Origin of the sequence: Streptomyces sodiiphilus (assembly GCF_039529215.1) — a bacterium.
In the GTDB taxonomy this organism is placed as follows: Bacteria; Actinomycetota; Actinomycetes; order Streptomycetales; family Streptomycetaceae; genus Streptomyces; species Streptomyces sodiiphilus.
In genome coordinates, this window is sequence record NZ_BAAAMJ010000029.1 from 89,048 (window position 1) to 114,875 (window position 25,828).

Genomic DNA, 25,828 nt, shown 5'->3' on the forward strand with positions numbered 1-25,828 from the left:
GACCCCTCATGCACCGCAGACGCGCGGTGGCCGTCGCGAGCACGATCGCGAGCGCCGCCCTCATCCTTTCCGCCGCCCCCGCGACGGCCGGTACCGGCACGGATCCCGGGTCACCGGCCGCAGCGGAACCGAGCGCCGCCGAGCGGGTGGCCGCCGGGCTGCCGGCCGGCATGCTGCACGCCCTGGAGCGCGATCTGGGGCTCGGCCCGGAGCAGGCCGGGACCCGGATCGTCAACGAGTACCGGGCCGCGAAGCTCCAGGAGACGCTGCGGAGCGGGCTCCGTGCCTCCTGGGCCGGGGCCTGGACCACCGGAACCACCTCCGGGCAGCTCGTGGTGGCCACCACCGAGTCCGGCGATACCGCCGCCATCGAGGCGGCCGGTGCGCGGGCCCGGGTGGTGGACCACAGCCTGGACGAACTGGAGGCCGTCAAGGACGCGCTGGACACGGCCGCCGATGAGCACGGGAGCACCGAGGCACCGGTCTGGTACGTGGACGTGACCGCCAACAGCGTCGTCCTGCATGCCCAGGACAGGGGCGCCGCGCGGGAGTTCGTCGCCGCGGCGGGCGTGGACCCGGCTGCTGTGCGTGTCGTTCCCTCCGCCGAGCAGCCGCGCCCGCTGTACGACCTGCGGGGCGGTGAGGCGTACTACATCAACAACTCCGGCCGCTGCTCGGTCGGGTTCTCCGTCCGGCGTGGCACCACCCCCGGCTTCGCCACCGCGGGGCACTGCGGCCGGCAGGGCGCCTCCACCCAGGGCCACAACCGGGTCGCCCAGGGCAGCTTCCAGGGATCGGTCTTCCCCGGGCGGGACATGGCCTGGGTGGCCGTCAACAGCAACTGGACCCCGACCTCGACGGTGCGGGGCGCGGGAGGTGCCAGTGTCCAGGTGGCCGGCTCGACCCAGGCACCGGTAGGCGCCGCCGTCTGCCGGTCCGGTTCGACCACCGGCTGGCACTGCGGCACCATCCAGCAGCACAACACCTCGGTGACCTACCCGGAGGGCACCATCACCGGTGTGACCCGCACCTCGGTCTGCGCCGAGCCCGGTGACTCCGGCGGCTCCTACATCTCCGGCAACCAGGCCCAGGGCGTCACCTCCGGCGGCTCCGGCAACTGCCGCACCGGCGGCACCACCTACCACCAGCCGATCAACCCGCTGCTCTCCCAGTGGGGGCTGACGCTGGTGACCACCGGCAGCGGTCCCGGTGAGCCCGGTGAGCCCGGTGAGCCCGGTGAGCCGGGCGGCACCTGGTCGGCAGGCACCACCTACCGGGCGGGCGACCGGGTCACCTACGGAGGCGCCGAATACCGCTGCCTGCAGGGGCACACCGCGCAGCGAGGATGGGAGCCTCCGGTCACCCCCGCGCTGTGGGAGCGGCTGTGACCGGTCCGCGTGGCGGACAGCCCGCGTGATCTGAGACACGGCGGGGAGGGGCACCTGGCCCCGGGGCACCGGTGGCGGGCCGGACGGCCGCACCGGCGCCCTCCCCTGCCGGTGCGCGGCCTCATCCCCGCGCCCACCGGCCGCGCATACCGGGCCCGTCGCGAGCTCCCCCTCGCGGCGGGCCCGCGGCCGCTCCGCCCTTGTCTCCTCCGGGGGGCGCACGTACCGTCCGCCTATGGATCTCGAGTTGCGACATCTCAAGATCATCAAGGCGATCGATGAAGCGGGCAGCCTCACCCGTGCGGCAACCTCTCTGGGCCTGGCCCAGTCCGCGCTCAGCGCACAGCTCAAACGAATCGAACGGGCCCTCGGAGGCCCTCTTTTCGACCGCGGCCGGCACGGGGCCAGCCCGACCCCGCTGGGCGAGCTGGTCCTGGACCGGGCGCGAGTGCTGCTGCCGGCCATGCGCGAACTCCAGGAGGAGGCCGTCCGGTTCGCCAACAGCCTGGAAGGCCTGCCGCGGTTCCGGATCGGGGGCACGCACGGCCCGATGCTGGGAGCCCTGGTGGACCAGCTGGCCACCGTGCACCCGGCCGCCTCCATCAGCACCTACACGGCCTGGTCGGTCGAGCAGATCAGCGAGCAGGTGGCCTCCGGCCGCCTGGACTTCGCCCTGGCCGGCACCTGCGGGGAGAGTGCCCCGCCTGCCGCGGACCAGCTCAGCTGGCGGACAGTGGGCCGCGACCCGGTGTTCATCATGCTCGCGGAGGACCATCCGCTGGCCGGCGAGCACGAACTCGAACTCGACTGGCTGGCCGGCGAGCGCTGGGTCAACGCCCCCGGCGACGGCTGTTTCGGCGACTGCTTCTACGCCGCCTGCTCCCGGGCCGGGTTCACCCCGAAGGCGATGTTCGAGATGGACACCGGCGGCGGCGTGCACCTGGTGCAGAACGGCCGCGCCGTGGCGCTGTGCCGCGCCACTTTTCCGCCCACCCCCGGCATCGTCACACTGCCGCTGGCCGGCGCCCCGCTGAGCTGGCGGCACCTCATCGGGTGGCACCCGGCGTCGAAGGCCGCCGGGGTGGCCCCGGCCGTCCTGCTGCACGCCCGGCAGATCCACCGGGACGCCGCCCAGCGCAACCCCTGGTACGCCAAGTGGCTTGCCGCCAATGCCCAGTTCGGAACCGCTTCCTGACCCTTCAACCGTCCGCACCCGGACGGCCGCGGCACGGCGCAGGCGCTTTCCATCGCATCACGAGAGGTAAGGATTGACAGGTACACACACACTCACGTCACCCACTAGCTTCTCTCGCGTATCCCCCACGACACCAAGGAGAAGCTCATGCGTCACAGACGCCGTGTGGCCATCGGTTCCGTTCTGGCAGCCACTGCCCTGACCCTGACGGCGATCCCGTCGATCGCGGCAGCCGAGGCCCCCTCCTCCGTCAGTGCCGACAAGGCCGTCGAGATGCCCGCCGGCATGCTCAAGGCCATGGAGCGCGACCTCGGCCTGTCCGCGTCCGAGGCCAAGGTCCGCGTCGCCGAAGAGCAGGAAGCCGCCCTCACCAACGAGGCCCTCGCGGACCTCGACAGCTACGCCGGCGGCTGGCTGGCCGAGGGCACCACCGACCTGGTGGTCGCCACCGCCGACCGCGCCGAGGCCGCGGAGATCCGCGCCGCCGGCGCCAAGGTCCAGGTCGTCGAGCACTCGCTGGCCGAGCTGGAGAGCGTCCAGGCCACCCTGGACGCCGCCGCCCAGGACAACCCCAACACCGATGTCCCGGTCTGGTACGTCGACGTCACCTCCAACACCGTTGTCGTCCAGGCGACCGACGTCGCGGCCGGCAAGGCCTTCGTCAAGGCCAGCGGCGTGGACGCCAAGACCGTCAAGGTCGTCAAGTCGAAGGAGCAGCCCAAGCCGCTCTACAGCCTGATCGGCGGCGACGCGTACTACATCAACAGCTCCGGCCGCTGCTCGGTCGGCTTCTCCGTCTACCAGGGCTCCACGCCCGGCTTCGCCACCGCCGGCCACTGCGGCAGCGTGGGCGCCTCCACCCAGGGCTACAACCGCGTGTCCCAGGGCACCTTCCGCGGCTCCTGGTTCCCCGGCCGTGACATGGCCTGGGTCGCCGTGAACAGCAACTGGACCCCGACCTCCTGGGTCCGCGTCTCCTCCACCACCGGCGTGCGGGTCACCGGCTCGACCCAGCAGCCCGTCGGCGCCTCGATCTGCCGCTCCGGCTCGACCACCGGCTGGCACTGCGGCACCATCCAGCAGCACAACACCTCGGTGACCTACCCGGAGGGCACCATCACCGGTGTGACCCGCACCTCGGTCTGCGCCGAGCCCGGTGACTCCGGCGGCTCCTACATCTCCGGCAGCCAGGCCCAGGGCGTGACCTCCGGCGGCTCCGGCAACTGCCGCACCGGCGGCACCACCTACCACCAGCCGATCAACCCGATCCTCTCGCAGTACGGCCTGACCCTGGTCCGCAGCTGACCTCTCGTCAGGTGGTGACCGGCTGAGTCATCGGCCCGGCGTCATCTCGCACCATGGCCCGCCGCGATCTCCTCGATCCGGCGGGCCAGTCGCGTGTCCAGCTCGGTCACCCGGCCGCCTGCACTGTGCGTGTGGACCGCCACGCCCAGCCGGTTGTAGCCCAGCGCCAGATCGGCGTGGTGGTCCATCTCCTCGTGGATGGCCGCGATGTGCACCAGCATCGCCACCGCCGGCAGATGACCGTCGAAGCCGTAGCTGCGGACCAGCCGGTTCTCCTCCAGTGTCCAGCCCGGAAGCCCGCTGAGGGCCTCCGCGATGTCCGTCTCCGTCAGCGGCTGAGGTGCCATCGAGCGGCCTCCTGGCGTCAGTCCGGCATATGCCGGGGTACTGGTCCGGGCCCCAAGACTAGGCATGAGGGGACGGTCCGGCCGGTGAGGCGGCGCCGTCCGCCCACGGCGTGTCCCGTTCCCGTGGCTCCTCGGCCGCCTCGCGCAGCCACCGCCGCAGCATCCGGTGCACCGACTCCGCGCCGGTCAGCGGCCCTTCGGCGTCCGCCTCGGACAGGGCGAGCGGCGACAGCAGGAACGCCCGGCTCTGCTCACCGCCCAGGCCGCCGTGCGAGCCGATCTGGTCCTCGAAGGCGTGCACCGCACCGGTGGCCGGATCCACCGCCGAGTTGACCATCAGGTCCGGCACGTTCCGGAAACCCGCGGTGCGGCGCACCACCGCCGCCGCGTACGGCCCGAACGGCGCCAGCGGGTCCGGGCCGAGGACCTCGCCGGTCCTCAGCCGGTGCTCGCTGCCTCCCGGCCCCAGCACCACCGGCCCGTGGACTCGGCTGTGCACCAGGACGAAGCCGATCCCGGGATGGCCGGTGAGGGTGCGCAGCAGCTGCGGGTAGCTGCCCTCCAGCGTCTCCCGGCTCGCCCGTCCCTGGATCTCCGGGAAGGAGACCAGCCCCAGGTTGCCCGACCCGAGCACCACCGGCGCCCGGCGTCCGGCGCCCTGGGCGCCCGCGGGCTCCGGCACCGGGGGCTCCTCGGGCCGGTGCAGCGCGGCGCGGGCGGTTCCCCGGGCCTCCGCACCCGTCTCCGGGTGCCGGATCTGCCGCGGCACAGGCCGCCCGCAGCCGCGCTGGACGACATCCTCCAGGCGTTCCCCGAAGGCGTCCGCGAACGGCTCTCCCGGACTCTGCCCGTGGTCCGACAGCAGCACCAGGTGGTAGGGGCGCGGGGCGTAGCCGGTGGCGCCGAGGATGTCGGCGACGCAGCGGTCCAGGCGTGCCAGCACCTGACGGGCGTCAGGGCTGCGCGGCCCGGAGTGGTGGGGGGACGNGGTCGGCGTACACCACCGTGCGGCCGTTGAGCACGTCGCCGGTGACGGAGGCCACCACCACGTCGCGCTGGACGACCGTGGCGAAAGCCCGGATCAGCGGGTACAGACCGCCCCGCTTGACCCGCGGCCGGTCGCCGCGCAGCCGGGAACGCAGCGACTGGCCGATTTCCCGGGCGACCTCCACGGCAAAGGAGCCCAGCGTCCGCCCGGCGTGCCCGGGGTCGGAGAAGTAGGCGAAGTATCCGGCCCGGGAGCGTTCCCGGCGGCCGCGCCGGGCGGCCACCGAGAGCACCAGCGCTGCCTGCGCCGCGCCGCCGCTGAAGAGATTGCCGCGGCTGGCGCCGTCCCCGGCCAGCAGCCCGGGAGAGCCGGTCCGTGCGACGGCGCGGCGCTGGAGCTCGGCCGCGGAGGACGGGCGGTTGCTGATGACCAGCTCCCCGGTCTCCTTCTCGTACCAGCGGAACGCCGGCACGTCCTCGTTGCTGCCGTGCAGGATGCCCAGCTGCGCGGCCCCGGTCTGGCTGGACCAGTCGGTGTGCCAGGGGACGAGCCGGTGGCTTTCCCGGCACAGCCGGGCGACCGTGGGCATCAGGGGGTCGGGGCCCCGCACGGCCTCGCGCAGGACGTCGTGTCCGACACCGTCGAGCTGGAGGATGACGGTCCCGGGGGACGGGTGGGAGCGCTGGGCCGGCACCGCGCGCCGCAGGTGCCGCCCGGCCAGGCGTTGCAGCCGCCGGCGCTGCGCGCCGCTGTGGCGGACGGCGAGCAGGGTACTGGTGGCCGAGGAGGCCGCCGACATCACGGTGGCGACGACGACCGCCGTGCCCGGGCCCGCCGCGCCGCGGTCCGGGATGAGGCTGAGGGCCAGCAGCAGAAGGGAACCGTTCAGCAGGAAGACCAGCAGACCGAGCGCCAGGGACGGAACGAGCAGCAGCGCCCGCACCAGCCAGGGCCACACCAGGGCGTTGAGCAGCCCGAAGGCCCCGGCGCCGAGGGCCGCGGTGATGCCGACCCGGGTGAAGCTGTCCCCGTCGGCGGACTGGAGACGGAACCGGGGCAGCACCAGCGCCAGCGCGATCATGACGACGGTGGTGACGGCCCACACCGTGAGCACCCGCAGCACCGCCGCGCCGCGCCCACGCCACACTGTTCCGGCCACGTCCGCTCCTCGTTCCCGCTGTGTCCCCGCTGTGCTCGCGCCGATTTTCCACCCCCGCGGGCCGTTTCCGGCCCGGTGCGTCCGGAGCTGTCAATTGTCCACCCCGGCTTCCGGTCCGCAGCGAGGGCTACCTGCGGGGCTGGACGCACGTAGGCTTCCTGCAAGCGGCCCGTGCCGCACGGGGGTGCGGACAGGCGGGCCGGTGAGAGGAGTCGCGGTGCCGGTGGAGATCACATGGTGGGGGCATGCCACCGCCACGGTGCGCGACTCCGGCACCACCGTGCTCACCGATCCGCTGCTGGTCCAGCGCCTGGGGCATCTGTACCGGCGCGGCGGCCCGGTGCCCCCGCCGTGGGCGGCGGTGGCCGATGTCGTGGTCGTCTCCCATCTGCACGCCGATCATCTGCACCTGGGTTCGCTGGCCCGGCTGCTGCCGGGCACCCCGGTGGTGGTCCCGCGCGGGGCGCTGCGGGCGGTGCCCGGCCTGCGGAGGCTGGCGGCCTGGCTGGAGGTGTACGAGGTGGAGCCCGGGGACCGCCTGCGGGCAGGCGGTCTGACGGTGCGAGCGGTGCCCGCCCTGCACGACGGCCGCCGGGTGCCCTTCGGCCCGCAGCCGTCGCGGGCACTCGGGTTCGTCCTGGAGGGCGAGGCGCGCACCTACTACGCCGGGGACACCGGCCTGTTCCCCTCGATGGCGCGGGAGACCGGCCCGGTGGACACCGTGCTGCTGCCGGTCGGCGGCTGGGGCCCCACCCTGGGGCCGGGGCATCTGGATCCCGCGCGGGCCGCCCTCGCGCTCGCGGAGCTGCGCCCGGGTCTCGCGGTGCCGGTGCACTACGGCACGTTCTGGCCGGTGGGCATGGCCGCGGTCCGGCCGTACGCGTTCTTCTCCCCGGGCGTGGAGTTCGCGCGGCAGGCGGCCCGGTACGCACCGGGAGTGCGGGTGTGCCGTCTCGGACACGGCGAGAGCGTGCGGCTGGCGGTGGCCCGGTGACCGGCGTGGGCGGCGAGTGGCTGCATGCCCTTTCCCTCTCCCCCGAGATCCCGCCGGACACCACGCAGCAGGCCATCGGCTATCCGTCGCTGTTCCTGCTGGTGGTGCTGGGTGCGCTGATGCCCATCGTGCCGACCGGTGCGGTGGTGAGCTCGGCGGCCGTGGTGGCACTGCACCAGGACAACCCGGTGGTGTCCTCGCTGCTGGTCTTCGCGGTGGCTTCCCTGGCGGCGTTCACCGGGGACGCGCTGCTGTACTGGCTCGGCCGCCGCGGGGCCCGCTCCCGCAGCGGCTCCCGGTGGCTGACCCGGATGCGGGAGCAGGCGGAGCCCGACCAGCTCGCCAGGGCCCGGGAACGGCTGGCGCGGCACGGGACGCTGGTCCTGATCGTCTCGCGGCTGGTCCCGGCCGGGCGGATACCCGTCATGCTGGCCTGTCTGATGGCACGGCTGCCGACCGCCCGCTATCTGCGCGGCAACGTCCCGGCGGTGCTGGCCTGGGCGGCGGCCTACCAGCTGATCGGTGTGCTGGGCGGTTCGCTGTTCCCCCACCCCTGGCAGGGCCTGGCCGCGGCGGTCGCCCTGGCGCTGCTGCTCTCGGCGGTGCCGGCCCTGTGGCGGCGGCTGCGCCGCTCCCCGCGGGCTCCGCGCGGGAAGCGGCTGCCGGTCGGCGCCGGCGACCCGGGGTCCGGCTGAGTCAGACGGTCAGGACCACCTTTCCGCGCGTCCGACCGGACCGGCTGAGCCGCCACGCCTCGGCGGCCTCGGCCAGCGGCAGCGCCCGGTCCACGTGCACGGTGAGTCTCGCCGTCGAGGGCGAGACCTGCCAGCGCGGCGAGGTCCTCGGGGTCGGGACGGACGAAGAGGTACTCCCCGCCCTTCTCCTTCACCTCCTTGTCGACGACGGACACCACCCGGCCGGGGTTCTTCAGCATCTCCTGGGAGACCTCCACGGCGTCGCCGCCGACGAAGTCCAGCGCGGCGTCCACGCCGTCGGGTGCCGGCTCCCCGACCCGGTCCGCCAGCCCTTCGCCGTAGGTGACCGGTTCGGCTCCCAGCCCTCGCAGGTAGCCGTGGTTGTGCTCACTGGCCGTGCCGATGACCCGGGCGCCGAGCGCCGCGGCGAGCTGGACGGCCATCGAACCGACCCCGCCGGACGCCGCGTGCACGAGGATCACCTTGTCCCGGGCCATCTCCGCCAGGCCCAGCCGCTTGAGACACTGCCGCGCGGTGAGTCCGGCCAGCGACAGCCCCGCGGCCTGTTCCCGGCTCAGCGCCTCCGGCTTGCGGGCCAGGGTCCGCACCGGGGCGGGAACCAGCTCCGTCCGCACCCGGACCCGGACGCTGTCCGGCCCGACAGGCGGCCCCGGCAGCTCCATGAGCTCCAGGTCCTCGGGGCCGCCGTACTTGCTCATCGCGATAGCCTTCATGCCGCCCGCGTGACCGGTATCCCACCGGTTGATCCCCCGGAGCGGCCCGGCCGTCGGCGCACACGCATGTCTCCCGCGCAGCGGACCGCCCCGCCCGGGCACGGAACCGGGCGGGGCTGGGTCAGGGGCGTGCGCTCCCGTCACCGGGGCCCGCGGACACGGCCTCAGCGAGTCGCGTAGACCTTCTCGACGAAGGCTGCGATCTGGTCCTCGCTGAGGTGCCGGGCGATGTCGGCCTCGCTGATCATCCCGACGAGCCGCTTGTCACCGTCGATCACCGGCAGCCGGCGGATCTGGTGCTGCTCCATCTCCTGGAGCACCTGGTCGATGTCGGTGTCGGTCGTCACCCATCGCGGCGTCCCCTCGCACAGCGACTCACAGGTGGTCTTCGAGGGGTCGTGGCCGAGCGCGACGCAGTCGATCACGATGTCGCGGTCCGTCACGATGCCGCACATGCGTTCGTTCGCATCGCTGACCGGCAGCGCCCCCACATCGAGCTGCCGCATCAGCTGCGCGGCGCGGTCGAGGGTCTCGTGGGCGGGAATCCACTGTGCTCCCGGGTGCATGATGTCTGCGGCAGTGGTCATGGTCTGTGCCTCCTGTGGTCGAGCCGCCGCGGACGCGGGGAAACGCCCGCGGCCTCCTGGTCAACGGCAGATGTCCCGCGTACCCGGGCCCCGGGGAGACACACACGGATTCGCCCCGGAAAGTCCCGAGTGTCCGGCGGCGAGGAGCCGCCGTGCCCGGGCGCCGGGCCGCGGCCTCAGGCCAGGGCGGGGACCTCGAAGGTCAAGGTGGCGGCTCCGGCGTCCAGAACCGCCGGAACCCCCAGCGGCACCGTCAGCGGTTCCGGGCAGTGACCGAAGCCCAGTTCCTCCACCACCGGGACCCCCAGCGGGGCCAGCCGGTCGCGCAGCACCGCCCGCAGCGGCTCGTAGGGCCCGCTGTCGTGCCAGGAACCGCAGGCCACCCCGGCGACCCCGTCCAGCCAGCCGGAGTTCAGCAACTGGGTCAGCGAACGGTCCAGCCGGTAGGGCTCGACGTGCACGTTCTCCAGCAGCAGGATCCCCCCGGCCGCCGACGGGCGGGCGGCCGGGCTGCCCAGGTCGGCGGCGAGCAGGCTGACGCAGCCGCCGATCGTCACCCCGCGCGCCCGCCCCGGCACCAGTCCGGCGGCGGCGTCCGAGGAGATCTCGCGGACCGTCTCCGGCTCGAACAGGGTGCGCCGCAGGTGGTCCTGGGCGCGCGGCTCCCGGGCGAACGCCGCGGTGCCCGGCATCGGCCCGTGGACGGTGGCCAGCCCGAGCCGGGTGGCGATCGCCTCATGCAGCACGGTGATGTCGCTGTAGCCGACGAAAACCTTGGGACCGGCCGCCCGCATCGCGTCCCAGTCCAGCAGGCCGGTGATCCGCTGCGCGCCGTATCCGCCCCGCGCACAGATCACCGCGGCCACCGACGGATCGCACCACGCCTGCTGGAGATCCCGGGCGCGGTCCACGTCCCGGCCCGCCAGGTGGTCCAGCTCCGGATGACGGTCCAGAACGTGCCGCCCGGGGACGACGTCCAGACCCCAGCCGCGCAGCACCGCGATGCCGGCCTCCAGGTGCGCGGGCTCCACCGGACCGCTCGGGGCGACGACGACGACCCGGTCACCGGGCCGCAGCCGCGGGGGACGGACCGGGGTACGCACATCCTGGTCCGGTACGGATATCGGGGTCACAGCGGGAGCCTTTCTGTCGCGGGCGGGGGCGGCACCGGGCGGTGGCCCGAACGGTCAGGGCCGCAGGTCCAGATGCGGGACATCGTTCCGTTCCAGGCCGAAGGTCTGCGCGTACAGCGCCAGTTCGGCCTGAAGGGCCCGCTCGATGGTCTCCGCGCGGCGGAAGCCGTGGCCCTCCCCCTCGAAGGTGAGACAGGCGTGCGGCACCCCCCGCCCGGCCACCGCGGCCAGGAACCGCTCGCACTGCTCCGGAGGGCAGATGGCGTCCTCCAGCCCCTGCAGCAGCACAAAGGGCGCACGCACCCGGTCGGCCCGGTTCACCGGAGAGCGCTCCGCACCGCGTCCGGGAACCTCCTCGGGAGGCCCGATCAGCGTCTCCAGGTAGTGCGACTCGAAGTCATGGGTGCTCCCCGCGGTCCAGCCGGCCAGGTCGAGAACCGGATAGCTGATGGCCGCGCAGGCGTACAGGTCCCCGGCCGCTTCCGAGACCAGGGATGCCGCCGCGGTCCACCCGCCGGCGCTCCCGCCGCGGATCGCCAGCCGGGCCGGGTCGGCCGCGCCCTCCGCCACCAGGGCACGGGCCACCGCCGCGCAGTCCTCCACGTCCACCACCCCCCACTGCCCGCGCAGCCGCTCCCGGTAGGCACGGCCGTACCCGGTGGAGCCCCCGTAGTCGACGGTGACCACGCCGATCCCGCGGGAGGTGAGGAAGGCGGTCTCCAGGCTCCACACCGCGGCGAAGCGCCCGGTGGGGCCGCCGTGCGCCCACACCACGTACGGCGGCAGCTCACCGTCCGGTGCGGTGCGCTCCGGGTGGCACGGCGGATACACGCGGGCGAAGACCTCCCTGCCTCCGGGCCCGGCGAAGACCCGCTCGGCAGGAGGGGAGCAGTAGGCCGGGGCCACCGGATCACGGTGGCCGGCCCCCACGACCAGGGTGTGGCCGGTGGCGGTGTCCAGTTGGACGACCTCCCACCCGCGCTCCGGGCCGCCGGCGACGCCGGTGATCCGGGTGTCCTGCACGGCCAGCGCCGGTGCCCACTCCGTCCATGGCCCCGGAGCATCGGTCAGCTCGCAGGTGACCGGATCCAGGATGCCCAGCCGCAACGACCCCTGTCCGTGCGTCACGGCCACCAGCCCGTCGGGGAGCGGGGCGAACCAGCGGGTGCCGATCTTCCACAGGGCGTCGGCGAACTCCTCCTCGCGCGGGCAGAGGTTCACCGCCTCGCCGGTCTCCGGGTCGATGCGGTGGAGATTCCACCAGCCGCTGCGGTCGGTGACCACCAGCAGGCTTCCGTCCGCCGCCCACTCGGCCTGGGCGATGGCCTCCCCCGGCCCGCCTGCCAGGGTGCGGACATCGGCCGGCAGGCCCTCCGGGGTGACGGCCGCGATCTTGAGCTCAGTGCCGTCCCACGGCATGCGGGGGTGGTCCCAGGCGAGCCAGACCGCCCGGCGGCCGTCCGGGGAGATCCGGGGACCGGTGACGAACCGGTGACGGTCGTCGGTGAGTTCGACGACGGCCGAGCGGTCCCCGGCCGCCGAGCCGTCCAGCGGGACGGCCACCGGCACCCGGCGCACGTCGGCCGGGCCCGGGCCGGTGGACTCCTCCAGTACCGCCCACACCACACCGCGTCCGGGCAGGACCCGCAGGTCGCACCAGCGCAGGCCGTCGCCGACGGTGCCCACCGGGGTGAGCGGTACCGGCGAGGGGCCGCCCGGAGCGTCCGGTTCGAAGGCGTACATCCGCTGATCGCCCGCGTGCGTGAAGACGATCAGCGGCCCCCCGGCCGGCCGGGGCACCCCGGCCCACGGATGACCGCCGTACTCCAGCACCCGGTTGCGCACGTTCCACGGCGCCGGCAGCGCCGCCCTCGCGGGCCCGCCGTCCGCCTTCCGGCGCATCAGCGCCCGTCGCCCGCCCTCACCGGGACGGGGCTCGGTCCACCACAGCTCCTCCCCCACCGCTCCGGGATACTCCGGCTTGCCGTCGTGCGCGGCGACCAGCGCGGCGTCCACCGGGGACGGCCAGGTTCCGTAAGGGGACACAATGCGGGCCAAGGTGCCGTCTCCTCGGGTCGGGGGAAGCGTGCGGGACGGAACGTGAGCGGCGGGTCCGGGCCTACAGGGCGAGCAGGGCCCGGTCCAGTGCCCGGGTGCCGAAGTGCAGGGCATCGACCGGCACCCGTTCGTCGACCCCGTGGAACATCGCCTGGTAGTCGAACTCCACGGGCAGCCGCAGCGGGGTGAAGCCGTAACCGGTAATGCCCAGGCGGGAGAACTGCTTGGCGTCGGTGCCTCCCGACATGCAGAACGGCACGACGTGCGCCTGCGGGTCGAAGTGCTCCAGCGCCTCGCGCAGCACGGCGAAGGTCCGCGAGTCCACCGGGGCCTGCAGCGGCACCTCGCGGTGCTGGAACTCCCAGTCCACGTGCGGCCCGGTGAGCCGGTCCAGGGTGGCGGTGAACTCCTCCTCGGCGCCGGGCAGCATCCGGCCGTCGACCCCCGCGGTGGCGCTGCCGGGGATCACGTTCACCTTGTAGCCGGCCGACAGCATCGTGGGGTTGGTGCTGTTGCGGATGGTGGCGGCGACCAGGCTCGCGGCAGGCCCGAGCTTGTCGAGGAGCGCGTCGACGTCCCGCGCCAGCTCGTCGGCGTCCGGGTTGGCCAGATCGGGCACCGGCAGGCCGTAGATCTCGCTCAGACCGGCGAGGGCGGCGCGCACGGTGGGGGTGAGGCGGACCGGCCAGCGGTGGTCGCCGATCCTGGAGACCGCGCCGGACAGCCGGCTGACCGCGTTGGCGTCGTTGACCTTCGAGCCGTGACCGGCCCGGCCGCGGGCCGTCAGCCGCAGCCAGGCCGTGCCCCGCTCGCCGGCCGCGACGGGGTAGATGCGCTTTCCGTCGCCGGGATGGAAGGTGAAGGCCCCCGACTCGCTGATGCCCTCGGTGCAGCCCTCGAACAGCTCGGGGCAGTCGGCCACCAAGAAGCCGGCGCCGTACTCGGCGGTGTCCTCCTCGTCGGCGGTGAAGGCCAGCACGATGTCCCGGCGCGGCCGGATCCCCGCCCTCGCCCAGGCGCGCACCACGGCCAGCACCATGGCATCGGCGTTCTTCATGTCGACGGCGCCGCGGCCCCACACCACGCCGTCGCGGATCTCCCCGGCGAAGGGGTGCACGCTCCACTCGGCGGGGTCGGCCGGGACGACGTCCAGATGGCCGTGGACGAGCAGGGCGTCGGCGCCCGGGTCGGTGCCCTCCAGGCGGGCCACCACGTTGGTGCGGCCGGCGGCCTTCTCCAGCAGGACCGGCTCGATGCCCACCTCCGTCAGGCGCTCCGCCACGTATTCCGCCGCGGGCCGTTCGACGCCGTCGCCCTGCCCGCGGTTGGTGGTGTCGATGCGGATCAGCTCGGAGGTGTAGCGGACGACCTCCTCCAGCGCCCGGTCGTCCACGTGCCCGCCCGGAAGGACTCGGGTGCTCGGGTGATCAGCCATACCATTCCTCCACCGCCGCCGAGACGACCGTCGTGACCGCCTTGAAGCAGCGGATTCCCTCGTACATGTCCGGCGCGGTGAACGTCACGCGCCGTGGGCCGGCCTCCTCGACACCGGGGACGACGGTGGCCGCCCCCACCAGATGCTCGGCGTCGAACTCGATCTCCACCGTGCGCGCCCGGGGCGGCGCCGGCGTGTGCCGGACGGCGAGCGCCACCGCTCCGGCCGCGGCGGCCCGGATGTCGGCGGCGGTGCGGGCCGGCGTGCGGCAGACCGCCGCGTATCGGGAGACGTAGTCCTTCACGGCCACCGTCCGCGCCCGCGGCGCGTATCCCCGGGCGTCCCGGCAGGCGCGGTCGTCCCCGGTGACGAGCACCACGGGGGTGCCGTACTCGGCGGCGACCAGGGAGTTGAGCAGCCCCTCGCTCGCCCGCACCCCGTCGACCCACACGCCGGTCAGCGAGTTGCCCAGGTAGGTGTGGGCCAGCACGCCCTCGTCACCGGCCCCGGTGTGGTAGCCGACGAACGCGATGCCGTCCACGTCACCGTGCTGGACGCCCTCGACCATGCTGAGCGCCTTGTGCCGGCCGGTGAGCAGCCGGGCGCGGTCGTCCAGCTGCTCCAGCAGCAGGTTGCGCATCGTCATGTGCGCCTCGTTGACCAGGACCTCATCGGCTCCCCCGTCGAAGAACCCGCTGACCGCGGCGGCCACGTCGGAGGTGAACAGGGGCCGGCAGCGCTGCCACTCGGGGGTCCCCGGCAGGCAGTCGGCGGGCCAGGTGACCCCGGTGGCCCCCTCCATGTCCGCGCTGATGAGGATCTTCATGGCGCGCCACGTTACGCGCCGTCGGCGGGCGGGTGAAAGACCCGGGGACAACGGCACAGGTCCAGTCCTCTGCCGCACCTCGAACGGCCCACCGGCGAGCCCTGGGCGGGCGTCAGACCGGACGGGCCTCCTCGTGGACCAGCCGGAGGTCGTGCTCGGCGGGCCGGTCGCCCTCCACTCTGAGCGCCCGGGCGGACGGGGGGAGGCCGGCCGCGACGACCGTGTACTCGCCGGACGCGAGGCCGGTGAAGGAGTAGTGGCCGTCGGGGCGGGTCAGGGCGGTGCCGAGTACCCGGCCGTCGGCGTCGAGCAGCGTGACCCGGGCCTCCGGAACCGGGCGGTCCCCTTCGGTGCGCACGGTTCCGGTGAGCACCGCTCCCCCGGCCAGTTCGATGTTCTGACGGGTCGGCAGGTCGTCCCCGACGGTGACCGGCACGGCGGCCGGACGGCGGCCCGGCGCGGTAGCGGCAAGGGTGTAGCGGCCTGCCACCAGCGCCTCGAAGCGGTAGCCGCCGGTGTCCTGGGAGCGGGTGGTGGCCGTCACCCGGCCCTGTCCGTCGGTGAGGGTCACCGTCGCCCCGGGCACCCCGGAGCCGTCGGCGGCCAGGACCCGCCCGGCCAGCAGGCCGGTGCCGCCGAGCAGGACGTCGAGTTCGACCGGTCCGTCGCCCGCCAGCACGCCGACGGCGCGCGGCTGGTGCCCGCAGGCCGCGGCGATCAGCGTGTAGGAGCCCGGCCCGGGCGCGGTCAGGGCGTACCGGCCGTCCTCCGCGGTGGTGCCGCGCGCGCTCTGCCCTCCACCCGCGTCGATGAGGGTGAGTGTCGCGTGCGGGACGCCGGCACCGTCCCCGTGCCGGACGCTGCCGCGCACGGACACCTGGGCGGGAACGGGGGCCCCGCCGCTGCGGGCCTGGGGGACGGGGGGATTGTCGGTCACCTGGGTCTTCTCCTCGGGAAGGAAGGCGAGCAGCACGCCGAGCGCGAGGGCCGGCGCGAGCTGCGGCAGTGCGCCGGCCGGTGCGCCGGCGGCGAGCAGCGGCAGCGGCAGCAGTGCGGTCACTCCGGCGCGTGCCCGCCGCAGCCGGGGCCGCGGTGCGGGCACGGCCGTTGCCGCGGAGATCCGCTCCGCTTTCCGCGGGACGGGGCCGGGCCGGGCGGGGGCGCTCCGGGCGGCGCCGGTGCGTCCGGGGGTCCCGGTCGCCCGGGCACGCGGCACGGTCACGCGCCCGGCCCGGGCCTCTGCCGCGGCTCCGGGGGCCGGGACCGCCGTACGGGTGCCGCCGAAGGGCGTTCCTCCGGTGTCCGGACCTCTCGGCGTGCTGCCGTTCATCCCGCTCGCTCCCTCGCCCGCCGCTGTGCTACCGGCGTCTTTCTCCCACCGGCGGCAACCGAGGGCAAGCGGACGCTCCGCAGGAAACCGCCCGGCGGACAAACCACCCGGACCGGTGAGTGTGAGCACACGCGTTCCCCCCACCGACCCTCTTCCGGCGCGCCCGGGATACCGGTTGACCGCGATGGTCGAACGCGTGTTCTATTCTTGGGGCGACGAGCAAGGAGGCCCGCCATGCGCTGGAACACTCTGGGCGAGGACGGCACCGACGCCGCCCCCGCCCTCTTCGGCACCGATGCCGTCACCCGGACGATCGACTCCCCCGAGTTCCGCGGCATCACCTTCCACGAGGTCCGGGCACGCTCGATCCTCAACCGGGTGCCCGGGGCCTCACGGATGCCGTTCGAATGGACGGTGAACCCGTACCGAGGCTGCACCCACGCCTGCGTCTACTGCTTCGCCCGCAACACCCACAGCTATCTGGACCTGGACACCGGCACCGGCTTCGACACCCAGATCGTGGTCAAGGTGAACGCACCGGAACTTCTGCGGCGCGAGCTGGGGGCCCGGCGATGGCAGGGCGAGCACGTGGCGATGGGCACCAATGTCGACTGCTACCAGCGAGCCGAGGGCCGCTACCGGCTGATGCCCGGCATCCTGGCCGCGCTGCGCGACTACGCCAACCCGTTCTCCATCCTGACCAAGGGCACCCTGGTGCTGCGCGACCTCGGTCTGCTCCGGGAGGCCGCGGCCGTCACCGATGTCGGGGTGTCGGTCTCGGTCGGCTTCCTCGACGAGTCGCTGTGGCGCACGGTCGAACCCGGTACCCCGGCACCCGCCCGCCGGCTCGACGTGGTCCGCACCCTCACCGCCCACGGCATCCCCTGCGGAGTGCTGATGGCGCCGGTGATCCCGTTCCTGGGCGACAGCCCGGACCGGCTGCGGAGCACCGTGCGGGCGATCGCCGCGGCCGGGGCCACGTCCGTCACCCCGCTCGCCCTGCACCTGCGGCCCGGCGCCCGGGAATGGTTCATGCAATGGCTCCACCGCCACCACCCCGGCCTGGTCCGCCACTACCGGACCCTCTACGCGGATGGCGCCTACGCCCCCAGGTGGTACCAGCGCCGGATCACCGGCCAGGTGCACGAGCTGGCCGCCGAGTACGGCATCGGCCCCGCCCGCCGGGGAACCGCCCGGAACCTGCCCGGCTCGCCGGCCGGCGAGCCGGAGACGGCGGCCACCCAGCTCACCCTCATGTGAGGCCACCGTGCGCGGCCGGGCACCGGCAGCGGACAGCACGGAGCCCCGCGTGCTCCCGTGGGACACGGGACAGGCGGGGTCCGCTGGTGGCCGCGAGGGCCGGTGAGGGGGACCGTCGTCAGGTCTTGAGCAGACGGTCCATCAGGTCGCGGTAGTCGCGCAGCACGGTGCGCAGCTCCTCGGTGTCCGCGGCGGCGGCTCCGCCGTCCTCGGCGTTGCCGTTCCAGCCGGCCCGCAGGTTGCGCCGGCGCTCGGCGATGGAGTCGGTGAACACGGAGGCCGCCTCCTGGAGCAGGGCATCCGCCTCCTCGACGGACTTCCGGGGGGCGTCCACGAAGCCGCTCACCGTGTGCTGGAGACGCAGCGCGAGCTGCTCCGCCCTGCCCTCCGCGATGAACGGTCCGGTGCCGTCGGTGTACCGCTGCTCCCTGGCATGCCGGCCGTCGGCCTGCGGCCCGTCGCTGTACTGGCTCTCGCCGTACTGGCCGTCGCCGTACTGGCCGCCGGTGTACTGGCCGTTCCCGACGTCGTACTGACCGTTGCCGTGCCGGCTGTCGCCGTGGTCCTGGCCGGCCCCTCGGCGGTCGGGGTCATGGCTCAGTGCCTGCCCGTGGTCCGTCTGTGCGGCTCCGCCGTGTCCGTCCGCCGTCCCCTGCCGGTCCCTCTCGTCGGCGGTGGGGGCCAGGAGCGGGTCGTGGCCGGTGTCGTTCCGGTGGTCGAGTCGGTGGTCGGTCATGCTCCGCCTCCCGAAGTGGTGGGCTGATGACGGTTCCTCATCCCGGGCACGTGCAGGCGCTCGCTGAGCCGGAGCCGCTTCCCGCGGGGCCGGTCCGGCTCGCTCGTCAGCAGGTCCTCGAAGAGCTCACGGGCCTCGATCATCACCGCACGCAGCTCTTCGGTGTCGGTGCCGCCGGGGTGCTCCTGGCCCGCGACGGCATGCAGACGGCGATAGCCGTCGACCCGCTTCGGGTGGTGCACGGAAAGCGCGGAGATCTGCTCGTCGTACTCGTCGGACGGGAACCCACGGTCGTGGACCAGCCGGGTCAGCAGGTGGTCGGCCTCGGCGACCGCGGCAGCCGGAGAGTCCACGAACTGCTCCTGGATCGCGGCCCACTGGGCGGCGTACTGGTCGCGTTCGCGCTCCGAGAGGCGCCGGGTCCGCAGGTCCCGGTGCCGGCGCAGCCGGTCGGACAGATCCTTGCGCGCGGCCTTGGTGTCGCCGTCGTGCCGGGCCACGGTCCGGTCGTACTCGGGTCCGAAACGACGTTCCACGTTGCCGCCGCCACCTTGCATCCGCGGCAGGAAGAAGATGAGACCGAGGATGATGGCGACCGCCACGCCGAAGATAATGATCGCGTCTGTGGACATGTGCTGCCTTTCGCAGAAGTCCCCTCGTGCGAGGCTGTCAACACTGCGGGTTACCCGAACGGTTCAGCGCAAACGCGAAGTCATCGCGGGCGTGCCCCGGGCGCGTTTCCGCGACGTGCCCCGGATCCGCCCCGGCCGGCACCACCTGACACCGCCTCACCTTCCTGGCGGCAGCAAGTCCCGCCCGGCCGGGCGGGGTTCGCGGGTCAGCGCGGCCGTGACCGCCACCAGCACCGGGATCGCGGCCAGGAACGGCAGCGCGGTGGCGTAGTCACCGCTCAGGTCGCGGCCGAGGGAGACGGCCACCGGCCCGAACGCGCTGGCGGCGACCACCGCCGTATAGGCGGTGCCGCGGATCGCCCCGAGGTGGGCGGTCCCGAAGTAGCGGGGCACGGCGGCGGATTCCACCGCCCGCATCATGCCGCCCGAGGTTCCCATGACCAGGCCGTACCCCAGGGCGCTCCAGCCGGGGGCGACCACGCCCGCGGCCATGATGCCCGCGGCCAGGGTGAGCATGGCGCCGCACAGCACGAACTTCGGTGAGATCCGGTCCAGCAGTGCTCCCGCTCCGACGGTGACCAGCAGGACCGCGGCCGTCTGCGGAAGGAAGTTGGCGGCGGCCTCGGTGGCGCTCAGGCCGCGTTCGCCGAGGAGGTCGATCTGGTGGAAGGCGAGGCCGGTGCCCAGCATGCTGGCGGCCGACATGCAGGCCAGCAGGACCCAGAACATCCCGGTGCGCATCGCCGCGCGCAGCGGCCAGCCGGTCAGCTCGCCGGTGTCCGGGGAACCGTCGGCCGGGGCGACGCCGTCGACATGCTGGCCGATGTCGGCGGGCCGGTTGCGGATGCCCCAGAACGCGATGGGCAGGACCACGGCCCACACCAGCAGACCCTGGATCGCCCACGCCTCGCGCCAGCCGGTAGCGGACACCAGCCGCTCGAACAGCAGCGGAGCCATGGAGATACCGGCGGTGCCGAGCGCGCCGACGATGCCGAGGGCGAAGCCGCGCCGCCGCTCGAACCAGTAGGCGACGGTCGTGGTGGCGACGAGCGAGAGCGCGCCCTGCCCCGCCATCCTGATGCCCACGAAGCCGGCCGTCAGGCCGACGATGCCGGTCACCAGGGTGAGCGCGAGCAGGATTCCTCCGAACACGGCGCCCACCACGGCCATGACCGCGCGGGGCCCGTACCGGTCGATGGCCCGGCCGACCAGCGGCATGGCGCAGGCTCCGACCAGGGTGCCCGTCATGTAGGCGGTGGAGATCTGGGTCCGGGTGATGTCCAGGTCCGCCATGAGCGGGTCGATGATCACCGAGACGCCGTGCGTCTGGCCCGGGGCGGTCATCGCCATCACCACGGCGCTGAACGCCACGATGCGCCAGCCGTGGAACCCTCCTGCGGAGGTCTTCTTCCCGGGGACGGGGGCCGGACCGCCGTCACCGGTGGTCGTGAGGGGAGCGGTGGGCTTGCTCAGGACGGCCTCCGGGAGAGGGCGGACAGTCGGGCGCGGGCCACTGACATCCTGCCGGTGACCCGCTCCCCGTGCACGTCCATTCCGCCCGCCGGACAGTCCCGTGTCAGTGACTGACCAGCCGGCCGGCGAGCCGTTCGCGCATCTCGGCGCTGGGCTTGTCCAGGCCGATGACCGTGACCCGCTTGCCGCGTGCCGCGTACTTGGTCTCGATGGCGTCCAGCGCCGCGACCGAGGAGGCGTCCCAGATGTGGGCGTCGGTCAGGTCGATGACCACGTCCTCCGGGTCGCCCGAGTAGTCGAACTGGTAGACCAGATCGTTGGAGGAGGCGAAGAAGAGCTCCCCGGTGACCGCGTAGACCACCTGATTGCCGTCCGGGTCCACCACGCCCGACACCTGCGCCAGGTGCGCCACCCGCCGCGCGAAGGCGATCATGGCGACGATCACGCCCACGACGACCCCGATCGCCAGGTTGTGGGTGACCACCACCACCAGCACGGTCGTGACCATGACCACGGTCTCGCTCCTCGGCATCCGGCGCAGCGTCGACGGCTGGACCGAGTGCCAGTCGAAGGTGGCCACGGCCACCATGATCATCACCGCGACCAGGGCGGCCATCGGCATCGCCGAGACCACCGGTCCGAAGACGATGACCAGGACGAGCAGGAAGACACCCGCCAGGAAAGTGGACAGCCGGGTCCGGGCCCCGCTCACCTTCACGTTGATCATGGTCTGGCCGATCATGGCGCAGCCGCCCATGCCGCCGAAGAAGCCGGTGACCACGTTGGCGATGCCCTGGCCGACGGACTCCCGGGTCTTGTTGGAGTGGGTGTCGGTGATGTCGTCCACCAGCTTGGCGGTCATCAGCGACTCCATCAGGCCCACCAGCGCGAAGGCGAAGGCATAGGGGGCGATGATGGCCAGCGCCTCCATGGTGAGCGGCACGTCGGGCAGGCCGGGCACCGGCAGCGACGAGGGCAGTTCGCCCTTGTCGCCGACAGTCGGGACGGCGATGCCCGCCGCCACGGTGATCACGGTGAGCACGGCGATCGAGACCAGCGGCGCCGGCACGGCCCTGGTGATCCGGGGGAAGAGCACCATCATCGTCAGGCCCGCGACCACCAGCGGATAGACCGCCCAGGGGACATCCCGCAGCTCCGGCACCTGGGCCATGAAGATCAGCACGGCCAGGGCGTTGACGAAGCCCACCATCACGCTGCGCGGCACGAAGCGCATCAGCCGGGCGACTCCGATGGCCCCCATGGCGATCTGCATCAGGCCGCCCAGGATCACCGCACCCACCAGGTAGCCGAGGCCGTACTGGTGGTTGAGCGGCGCGATGACCAGCGCCATCGCGCCGGTGGCTGCCGAGATCATCGCCTTGCGTCCGCCGACGAAGGAGATCACCACGGCCATCGTGAACGACGCGAACAGGCCGACGCTGGGGTCCACGCCGGCGATGATCGAGAAGGAGATCGCCTCGGGGATCAGGGCAAGGGCCACCACCAGTCCCGCCAGAACCTCGGTACGGAACGTACGCACGGAGGAGAGCCAGTCGGGCCGGGACAGCTTCGGGAACCGCCGCGAGGCGGCGGAGGTATCAGCGGACATGCATCCGTTTCCGTTCAGGCACGCGGACACGACCGCGCGCACAAGGTGTGCGGCTCCGGGGAGCGGGGGAATCCGGCGACGTGCGAGCCGTCATCCTTGACGGTGTGCCGCCGGGGGCGGTGGCCGCCTCGGGCCACCGGTCGGGCATCATTGCCCGGAAGTCCGGTTGCGCCGCGGCCGGTGAGGCCGGGGAGCCGGGCGGAGCGTTCCGCCCATGAGGACGACTCTACCCTGACGTAAGGGGTGACCTGCGCCGCTGTTCTGTGAATTGCAGGAAAACTCCTGCCGCACCCCTGTGATTCATCTCACGGGCTAGGCTGGCGTTTACGAATCCGAATTGGGCCCGGAACTCCGGCACAACAAGAGCCGAACACCTGGAGGGTGCTGACGGTGGCAGACGAGCGACACATGCAGATCGGCCAGGTCGCCGAGCGGACCGGGCTCTCGCTGCGCACCATCCGGCACTACGAGGAGATGGGCCTGGTCACACCGTCGGCGCGAAGCAAGGGCGGATTCCGGCTCTACACCCGGGCGGATGTCGACCGGCTGATGGTCGTGCGCCGCATGAAGCCGCTTGATTTCTCCCTGGAGGAGATGCGGAATCTGCTCACCGTCCTCGACGAACTGTCGTCCGGCGGCGGCTCGGACGCGGAGCGCGAACAGCTGCGGCAGCAGTTGCGCGCCTTTCACCAAGTGGCCGAGGCCCGCTGCGAAAAGCTGCGTGCCCAGCTTCTCGCGGCCGAGGATTTCGCCGCGACGCTGCGCCACAGGCTCGACGCCAAGGACTGAGTGCGCCCTCCGGGGCGGTGAACCGACGCCACAAGCCCACGGAAGGCGCTTCGGAAGCAGGCCGACACACGTCGGCGAGCAGCGAGACCACTCTCACGCAACGGCAGTGTCGCCAGTGTCCGGACGCCGGCCCCGGCGACCGCGTCCGGTGGCCGCTCAGCGCAGGCCGGCCGCCGGATCGCTGCTCAGCCAGCCGCGGGCTCCCCAGAAGTCCATCGCCCTGCAGACCGTCGCACGGGCACCCTGCTCGGCCGGAGTCCCGGGCTCGCCCCAGTGGCCGGCGAACCACTCGGTGAGAGCCTCGCGGGCCCGCTCGCCCTCCAGCACATCGAGCCGCTGGTAGGACCCCAGATGCGTGCCCAGCAGCAGCATCGCCGTGTGGTCGAGATCGCCCGACCCCTCGGACAGGAAGGCCTGGATCGCCTGCCGCACGGTGGGCACGGCCGTCGGCGCCGGCTGGGGACGCCCGCGGCGCACCGGCCTCTTCGCCGCCGGGGCCTTGGCCGTTCCGGAAGGCCGCTGCGCGGATACGGCGGAGCGCGCCTCCGGCTTCACGGTGGAGGGTGTCCGTCCCTTCGCCGGGGGACGGGGCCCGGCAGAAGGCGCAGGAGCCCCGGCGTCCTCCTCGTCCCTCGCACTCCCCGCCGGGCCGGAGGCGCTGCCGGGCGCGTGCAGGGCGGCGGACACATAGCTGTCCGGCACCGCGACGTTCTCGGTGATGGAGGCCCGCAGGGCCTCGGCATCACATGTCCGGCACAGCGGCAACTGCCTCCAGCCGATGATGGACAGCTGGGTGCCGCGCGAGTGCCGGGTCATGGCCTGCGGCCGCTCCACGATCTCCGCGCCGCCGCAGGTCGCGCAGACCGGCTCGCCGCGCATCCACACCGCGCCGCAACGTGCGCAGCGCACCCGGATGTCGCCCTCGTGCGGCTCGCCGTGCAGTTCTTCAGTCTCCCCGCAGGACGGACAGGTCAGGGCGTGCGCCATCGCGATCCTCTCTCCTCCCGGCGGTTCAGCCGGTCTCGTGGGCGGCGATCAGCGGCTCCAGCGGATGGTCGGGGAACTCCCGCTCGAAGGAGCTGACATGCCAGCGGCTGGGGAAAAGTGCCAGCACCACCTGGTCCTTGACCCGCACCATGGCCTCACCGTGCACCAGCCGGGACCGGTTCAGCGCCTCGCCGCCGGCGGTGTCGGTCGCACGGGCCACGCTGTAGGCCAGCGGCTCCAGCTTCACCGGTGCGGAGAACTCGAACTCCATGCGGTGCTGCACCACGTCGAACTGCATGGGACCGACCGCCGCAAGCACCGGTGCCTGCTCGCCGCGCACATCGGAGACGAGCACCTGCACGACCCCTTCCTCGTCGAGCTGGGCGATGCCGCGCCGGAACTGCTTGGACCGGCCGATGTCCACCGGCCGCACCACCGAGAAGTGTTCCGGCGCGAAGGTCGGCATCGGCGGGAACTCCACCCGCGGCCCGTCGTACAGGGTGTCCCCCACCCGCAGGGAGGCGGCGTTGACGAGCCCGACCACGTCCCCTGGGTAGGCGGTCTCCACCGAGGAGCGGTCCTGGCCGAAGACGCTGTGGGCGTACTTGGTGGCGAACGGCCGTCCGCTGGCCGCCCGGGTGACCGTCATGCCGCGCTCGAAGACACCGGAGCACACGCGCACGAACGCGATCCGGTCGCGGTGCGAACGGTCCATGTTGGCCTGCATCTTGAACACCAGACCGGAGAACGGCGCGTCCACCGGCTGCCGGCCGCCGTCGGCCAGCTCGCGGGCGGCCGGAGCCGGGGCCAGATCCACTACCGCGTCCAGCAGCAGCCGGACGCCGATGTTGGACAGCGCCGCACCGAAGAAGACCGGAGTGGACTTCCCGGCCAGGAACGCCTCCGGGTCGTGCAGGCCCCCGCTCTCGCCGAGCAGTTCCAGCTCCTCGGAGGCACGCTCCCAGTCCTCGCCCTCCTCGGCCGCGGCGCGGGCGGCAGGCACGGTCTCCTCCGCCGCCTCCTTGCTGCCGCCCGGCATCCGGGTGTAGCGCAGCATGTGCTCCGGGTCCCGCACATCGATCAGCCCGCGCAGGTCGCCCGCGATGCCCACCGGCCAGGTGACGGGGGTCGGGCGGAGCCGGAACTCGGACTCGATCTCGTCCATCAGCTCCAGGGCCTCCCGGCCCGGGCGGTCCCATTTGTTGACGAAGGTGATGACCGGGATGCCCCGGTGCCGGCACACGTCGAAGAGCTTGCGGGTCTGCTCCTCCAGGCCCTTGGCCGCGTCGATGAGCATCACCGCGCAGTCCACGGCCGCCAGCACCCGGTAGGTGTCCTCGGAGAAGTCCGCGTGCCCCGGCGTGTCCAGCAGGTTCAGCACCTGGTCGCGGTGGGAGAACTGCAGCACCGCGGAGGTCACCGAGATGCCGCGGGCCTTCTCCATCTCCATCCAGTCCGACGCCACGCCGCGCCGGTCGCCCTTGCCGTGCACAGCGCCCGCCGAGGTGATGGCCCGCGCGTGCAGCGCCAAGGCCTCGGTCAGTGTCGACTTGCCCGCGTCGGGGTGGCTGATCACCGCGAACGTGCGGCGCCTGGCGGCCTCCGTCACAGCCCGCGCACTCATCGCGCACCCCCGCTCCGCGGTGCCGCCGGGGCCCCGGTCAGGCGGGCCAGGTGCCGGTGCAGGGTCCGGGCGAAGTCCTCCGCCTCCTGAAGCTCACGGCGCATCTCCTCGCACCGCGCGTCCGTTTCCTGCCAGAACTCTCGCAACCTCGCCACCAATTCCTCGTACGCACGCCGGTCGTCGCCGGCCTCGGGCAGCCGGTCCAGCAGTCCGGCCAGGGACCGGACATCGGCAGTCCGGAACCCCAGCGACCGCATCCGGCGGGCCAGTGCCGGCCGGCGCACCTCTGTCTCCGTGTACAGCCTGGTGCCGCCGTCCCCGGCATCTCCTCCCGGCCCGGTCAGGCCGGCCTCTTCATAGTGCCGGATGGTCCGCGGCGACAGCCCGGTGCACTCCGCCACCTCACCGATCCGCATCAGTATCCGCCCCATGACCACCACGCCGTCCTGTCGGGAGCACCGGGCCCCGGCCGGCTCCGCCGCCTGCTGTGAATCTACCCTCTCGTCACGAGAGGTTTGCACGCCCGGACGGTACGGACACGGAT

Annotated in this window: 21 protein-coding genes and 2 pseudogenes; 7 read left to right on the forward strand and 16 right to left on the reverse strand. The window is 73.3% G+C overall.

The genetic code is table 11. From position 1 onward, the window contains the following. Positions 1 to 8: 8 nt before the first annotated feature. The 3 genes from ABD299_RS14020 (at position 9) to ABD299_RS14030 (ending at position 3,888) form a co-directional block, all read left to right on the forward strand. Positions 9 to 1,388 carry a carbohydrate-binding protein gene (locus ABD299_RS14020; RefSeq protein ID WP_344262117.1) on the forward strand — a complete coding sequence of 460 codons (1,380 nt, stop codon included), beginning with the start codon at positions 9 to 11 and terminating at the stop codon, positions 1,386 to 1,388. 235 nt (positions 1,389 to 1,623) lie between these two features. Further along, the gene (locus tag ABD299_RS14025) at positions 1,624 to 2,583 is read left to right on the forward strand and encodes a LysR family transcriptional regulator (RefSeq protein ID WP_344262119.1); all 960 of its coding nucleotides are present in this window, start codon (positions 1,624 to 1,626) and stop codon (positions 2,581 to 2,583) included. Positions 2,584 to 2,730: 147 nt separating this feature from the next. Continuing rightward, on the forward strand, positions 2,731 to 3,888 hold the full coding sequence (locus ABD299_RS14030; protein WP_344262121.1) for a S1 family peptidase: 1,158 nt from the start codon (positions 2,731 to 2,733) through the stop codon (positions 3,886 to 3,888). A gap of 41 nt (positions 3,889 to 3,929) precedes the next feature. On the opposite strand, the gene ABD299_RS14035 is transcribed toward ABD299_RS14030, so the two are convergent. Both ABD299_RS14035 and ABD299_RS14040 read right to left on the reverse strand, forming a co-directional pair. Further along, the gene (locus ABD299_RS14035; RefSeq protein WP_344262123.1) at positions 3,930 to 4,235 is read right to left on the reverse strand and encodes a 4a-hydroxytetrahydrobiopterin dehydratase; all 306 of its coding nucleotides are present in this window, start codon (positions 4,233 to 4,235) and stop codon (positions 3,930 to 3,932) included. 58 nt (positions 4,236 to 4,293) lie between these two features. Then, positions 4,294 to 6,382: pseudogene (locus ABD299_RS14040) on the reverse strand (phage holin family protein). Positions 6,383 to 6,599: 217 nt separating this feature from the next. On the opposite strand from ABD299_RS14040, the gene ABD299_RS14045 reads away from it, so the two are divergent. Next, entirely contained in the window at positions 6,600 to 7,376 is a 777-nt protein-coding gene (locus tag ABD299_RS14045; RefSeq protein ID WP_344262124.1) for an MBL fold metallo-hydrolase, read from the forward strand. Then, positions 7,373 to 8,071, forward strand: a complete 699-nt coding sequence (locus ABD299_RS14050; RefSeq protein ID WP_344262126.1) for a DedA family protein — start codon at positions 7,373 to 7,375, stop codon at positions 8,069 to 8,071. The genes ABD299_RS14045 and ABD299_RS14050 overlap by 4 nt, the downstream gene beginning before the upstream one ends. Position 8,072: 1 nt before the next feature. On the opposite strand, the pseudogene ABD299_RS14055 reads toward ABD299_RS14050, so the two are convergent. The 7 genes and pseudogenes from ABD299_RS14055 to ABD299_RS14085 form a co-directional block, all read right to left on the reverse strand. Beyond that, a pseudogene (locus tag ABD299_RS14055) lies at positions 8,073 to 8,805 on the reverse strand (NADP-dependent oxidoreductase). Between the two features lie 164 nt (positions 8,806 to 8,969). After that, positions 8,970 to 9,392 (reverse strand): CBS domain-containing protein, encoded by a 423-nt coding sequence (locus ABD299_RS14060; RefSeq protein WP_344262128.1) that lies wholly within the window; start codon positions 9,390 to 9,392, stop codon positions 8,970 to 8,972. Between the two features lie 176 nt (positions 9,393 to 9,568). Then, positions 9,569 to 10,525 carry a S66 peptidase family protein gene (locus ABD299_RS14065; protein ID WP_344262130.1) on the reverse strand — a complete coding sequence of 319 codons (957 nt, stop codon included), beginning with the start codon at positions 10,523 to 10,525 and terminating at the stop codon, positions 9,569 to 9,571. 54 nt (positions 10,526 to 10,579) lie between these two features. Then, the gene (locus tag ABD299_RS14070; protein WP_344262132.1) at positions 10,580 to 12,583 is read right to left on the reverse strand and encodes a S9 family peptidase; all 2,004 of its coding nucleotides are present in this window, start codon (positions 12,581 to 12,583) and stop codon (positions 10,580 to 10,582) included. Between the two features lie 61 nt (positions 12,584 to 12,644). Beyond that, positions 12,645 to 14,018, reverse strand: a complete 1,374-nt coding sequence (locus ABD299_RS14075) for a M20/M25/M40 family metallo-hydrolase (RefSeq protein WP_344262134.1) — start codon at positions 14,016 to 14,018, stop codon at positions 12,645 to 12,647. Beyond that, complete coding sequence (locus ABD299_RS14080) at positions 14,011 to 14,844, reverse strand: M55 family metallopeptidase (protein ID WP_344262136.1); 834 nt, start codon at positions 14,842 to 14,844, stop codon at positions 14,011 to 14,013. Before ABD299_RS14080 ends, ABD299_RS14075 begins: the two co-directional genes overlap by 8 nt. A gap of 112 nt (positions 14,845 to 14,956) precedes the next feature. After that, entirely contained in the window at positions 14,957 to 16,174 is a 1,218-nt protein-coding gene (locus tag ABD299_RS14085) for an MSCRAMM family protein (RefSeq protein ID WP_344262138.1), read from the reverse strand. A 234-nt stretch (positions 16,175 to 16,408) separates the two neighbouring features. Between ABD299_RS14085 and ABD299_RS14090 the strand changes: the two genes are divergently transcribed. Next, positions 16,409 to 17,434, forward strand: coding sequence for an Rv2578c family radical SAM protein (locus tag ABD299_RS14090; protein WP_344262140.1), 1,026 nt, complete (start codon positions 16,409 to 16,411; stop codon positions 17,432 to 17,434). 118 nt (positions 17,435 to 17,552) lie between these two features. Here the strand turns inward: ABD299_RS14090 and ABD299_RS14095 are convergent, their stop codons facing one another. The 4 genes from ABD299_RS14095 to ABD299_RS14110 form a co-directional block, all read right to left on the reverse strand. Next, positions 17,553 to 18,170, reverse strand: a complete 618-nt coding sequence (locus tag ABD299_RS14095; RefSeq protein ID WP_344262142.1) for a hypothetical protein — start codon at positions 18,168 to 18,170, stop codon at positions 17,553 to 17,555. Then, positions 18,167 to 18,802: a hypothetical protein gene (locus tag ABD299_RS14100; protein WP_344262144.1), complete on the reverse strand. Its 636-nt coding sequence runs from the start codon at positions 18,800 to 18,802 to the stop codon at positions 18,167 to 18,169. Before ABD299_RS14100 ends, ABD299_RS14095 begins: the two co-directional genes overlap by 4 nt. 156 nt (positions 18,803 to 18,958) lie before the next feature. Further along, entirely contained in the window at positions 18,959 to 20,173 is a 1,215-nt protein-coding gene (locus ABD299_RS14105) for an MFS transporter (RefSeq protein ID WP_344262146.1), read from the reverse strand. A gap of 205 nt (positions 20,174 to 20,378) precedes the next feature. Further along, complete coding sequence (locus ABD299_RS14110) at positions 20,379 to 21,884, reverse strand: SulP family inorganic anion transporter (RefSeq protein ID WP_344262148.1); 1,506 nt, start codon at positions 21,882 to 21,884, stop codon at positions 20,379 to 20,381. A gap of 408 nt (positions 21,885 to 22,292) precedes the next feature. On the opposite strand from ABD299_RS14110, the gene ABD299_RS14115 reads away from it, so the two are divergent. Then, positions 22,293 to 22,673 carry a MerR family transcriptional regulator gene (locus ABD299_RS14115; RefSeq protein WP_344262201.1) on the forward strand — a complete coding sequence of 127 codons (381 nt, stop codon included), beginning with the start codon at positions 22,293 to 22,295 and terminating at the stop codon, positions 22,671 to 22,673. Between the two features lie 156 nt (positions 22,674 to 22,829). Here the strand turns inward: ABD299_RS14115 and ABD299_RS14120 are convergent, their stop codons facing one another. Genes ABD299_RS14120 through ABD299_RS14130 form a run of 3 tightly spaced genes read right to left on the reverse strand, consistent with a single transcriptional unit; the run spans position 22,830 to position 25,805 of the window. Further along, a complete protein-coding gene (locus tag ABD299_RS14120; RefSeq protein ID WP_344262150.1) occupies positions 22,830 to 23,660 on the reverse strand; it encodes a flagellar biosynthesis protein FlhF in 831 nt (276 codons plus the stop codon). A 25-nt stretch (positions 23,661 to 23,685) separates the two neighbouring features. Continuing rightward, complete coding sequence (locus ABD299_RS14125; protein ID WP_344262152.1) at positions 23,686 to 25,284, reverse strand: peptide chain release factor 3; 1,599 nt, start codon at positions 25,282 to 25,284, stop codon at positions 23,686 to 23,688. After that, positions 25,281 to 25,805, reverse strand: coding sequence for a MerR family transcriptional regulator (locus tag ABD299_RS14130; protein ID WP_344262154.1), 525 nt, complete (start codon positions 25,803 to 25,805; stop codon positions 25,281 to 25,283). Before ABD299_RS14130 ends, ABD299_RS14125 begins: the two co-directional genes overlap by 4 nt. Positions 25,806 to 25,828 lie beyond the last annotated feature (23 nt).